The sequence below is a fragment of the Actinocorallia lasiicapitis genome, from assembly GCF_054778695.1.
Genome location: NZ_BAAGZI010000610.1, coordinates 1 through 2,226, shown reverse-complemented (window position 1 = coordinate 2,226; position 2,226 = coordinate 1). Strand labels below are relative to the sequence as shown.

Below are 2,226 nucleotides of genomic sequence, written 5' to 3'. Positions count from 1 at the left end.
CCCGCGGCACGTCGTCCGGCCGGGCGAGCCGGTCCCGCACCGCTTCCAGCAGGATCCGGAAGGAGCCGACCGCGGCCACCGTGTCCCCGTCGCCGTCCCCGTCGCCCTCCAGGGCCTGGCAGAGCAGGTCCTCGGCCCAGGACACGACGCCGGTCAGCTCGTCCGCGCCGATCTCGGCGCCGTCGCGGTGCCGGGCGAACAGCGCGGTGTGCCCGGCGAAGACCCTCAGGCCTTCGGCGATCTCCGTGTAGGCGGGATCGGTGACGGCGTCCAGGAGGGCCGTCGCCCGGTCGAGCGTCGCGGCGTCGGGCAGGCCCGCACCGGCCGCGAGCCCGCCGGGACGGGGCGCGCCGCCGCGCAGTTCGGCGGGGAGCTCGCCGTTGAGCAGGAGGTAGGCCGACATCACCCGGCAGCGGTCCGGATCGAAGCCTTCGGCGAGGAGTCCGGTCAGTTCGGCGAGCGCCGTTTCGGCGTCCGCGCGCGGCGCCGCATGGCAGAGGAAACCGATGGCGCGCTCCAAAGCGCGGGCCAGACGTTCCGCTTGCTCTTCCGTCCCGGAAAGCAGGATTTCGCCGTCCCTGTCCGGAATCGGCCCCCGTTCGTTCATGCGTGAATCCTTTTCACCTCTGCTCTCGCCCCGTCATCCCATCGCACAGTCCCGGGAATTCCCCCAAATTCCCAGAAACTGCCCGGACCAGTATTCGTGCCAGTAAGGCTCGACGTCCCGGGTAAAGGTGAGATGCATACGGGAAGAGCTTGATTCGTTATGAACTCCGTGGAGTTCGACCAGAATCGGACCGCCCCGGCCCGGGTCGAGGGCGACGAGGCTGAAGCCCGGGTTGTAGCCGAGCAGGCGGCAGGAGAACTCGCCGGGCAGGTCCCAGCCGGCGATCACCCGCAGCCGCTCCAGCCCCACGGCGAGCGCCTCGGGCAGCGGCTGCACGTTGAGTTCGCAGCGCAGCTGCGCCGCCGCGATCCCGACCGCCTCCGTCTGGTCGGGATCGAGGACGACGCAGCGCACCACCGCGTCGGACCGCCGCAGCACCCGCGCCAGCAGCGCGCAGTGCTCTGAACTGAGGAAGTTCTTGCCGGAAGGGGCGAACACCCAGACCTCGCGCGCCTCGGCCAGCAGCGGCGCGATCGGCGCCCTGGCGAACGCGCCGCGGTCGGCGAAGACCGAGCCCGTGCGGTCCGCGCCGTCCGGGACCGTCGCCCGGTACACCAGCAGCCCGATCCCGCCGATCACCGCCGACCACCGCAGGTCCTCCGGCAGCAGATCGCTGAACCCCGACAGCACCGAGACGACCAGAGCGCCCGCGGCCGTGGCGTAGAGCTCCAGATTCCGCCGACGCCGCACATCGTCGGCGATCCTGGCCAGCGCTCCCGGCATCACCCATTCCCCTTCCGACGTCCGCCGATAAGGCGAGACTGCCTTGTGCGACACTTCCCACGAAACTCCAAAAAGTGGACAGATAGTGGACAGGTTGGGTGTCCATTCCGCTGGCCGCCGTAGCGACCGCCCGGGATAATGAAGCCCGCCGACATCGACCCGCCGACATCGAAACGGAGGACAGGGCATGACCGCCGATGCGCTTTATCTGGAGCTCCGGCGGCTGACCCGCGGCCGGGGACTGCGCACCGCCGAACTCGACCGGCTCGCCCCCTGGCTGCCCGGCGACCGCGCACAGGTGACCGAGGCACTGCACCGGGGCGTCGCCGGGCTCCCCGCCGATCTGCGGCTGGTGGCGCTGGCCGTCCTCGGACTGCATCCCGAGACCGAGGAACGCTTCCTCGGGCAGCGGATCTCGTGGCTGTCCGACCGGCTCGACCGGGACGCCAGGACCGTCCGCCGCCGGGTCGACGAGGCGTTCCGGCTGCTGTCGTCCGGTCTCCTCCCGCACGCTCCGGACACCGCGCCGTTCGACCGGCTCCGGCTGCCGTTCCTCGCCGGGACGGTGACGGTCGAGGCCCGCCCGATGGAGCTGCTGACCGGGATCGACGTGCTGGTCTCGCCGGGCAACACTCATCTCGAACAGCCGCAGACCTACAAGTCGTCCACTTCGGCCGCCCTCCGCCGGGCCGCCGCGCACCACGGGCCCGCCGGAGAGATCACCGACGACGTGCTGCAGCGCGGCCTCACCGCCTGGACGGCGGCGCACTCGCGAGTCGGGCTCGAGGTCGCGCCCGGCACCGTGGTGCCGCTGGCCGCGCGGGCGCTGGAGACCC

Annotated in this window: 3 protein-coding genes; 1 reads left to right on the top strand and 2 read right to left on the bottom strand. The window is 71.7% G+C overall.

Features of this window, described 5'->3' with window-relative positions; genetic code table 11:
* Positions 1-607: hypothetical protein (locus tag ACYVE7_RS32865; RefSeq protein WP_460370329.1), on the bottom strand; the 607-nt coding region annotated here is incomplete at its 3' end.
* Positions 608-640: 33 nt separating this feature from the next.
* A complete protein-coding gene (locus tag ACYVE7_RS32860; RefSeq protein ID WP_460370328.1) occupies positions 641-1,390 on the bottom strand; it encodes a hypothetical protein in 750 nt (249 codons plus the stop codon).
* 187 nt (positions 1,391-1,577) lie between these two features.
* Here ACYVE7_RS32860 and ACYVE7_RS32855 point away from each other — a divergent pair.
* Positions 1,578-2,226, top strand: a 649-nt coding sequence (locus ACYVE7_RS32855; RefSeq protein ID WP_460370327.1) for a hypothetical protein, incomplete at its 3' end; no start/stop codon positions are given.

What these genes read in the sequence shown, in the direction of transcription:
- ACYVE7_RS32860 (WP_460370328.1), bottom strand. Translation starts at nt 1,390, where the DNA reads ATGCCGGGAGCGCTGGCCAGGATCGCCGACGATGTGCGGCGTCGGCGG.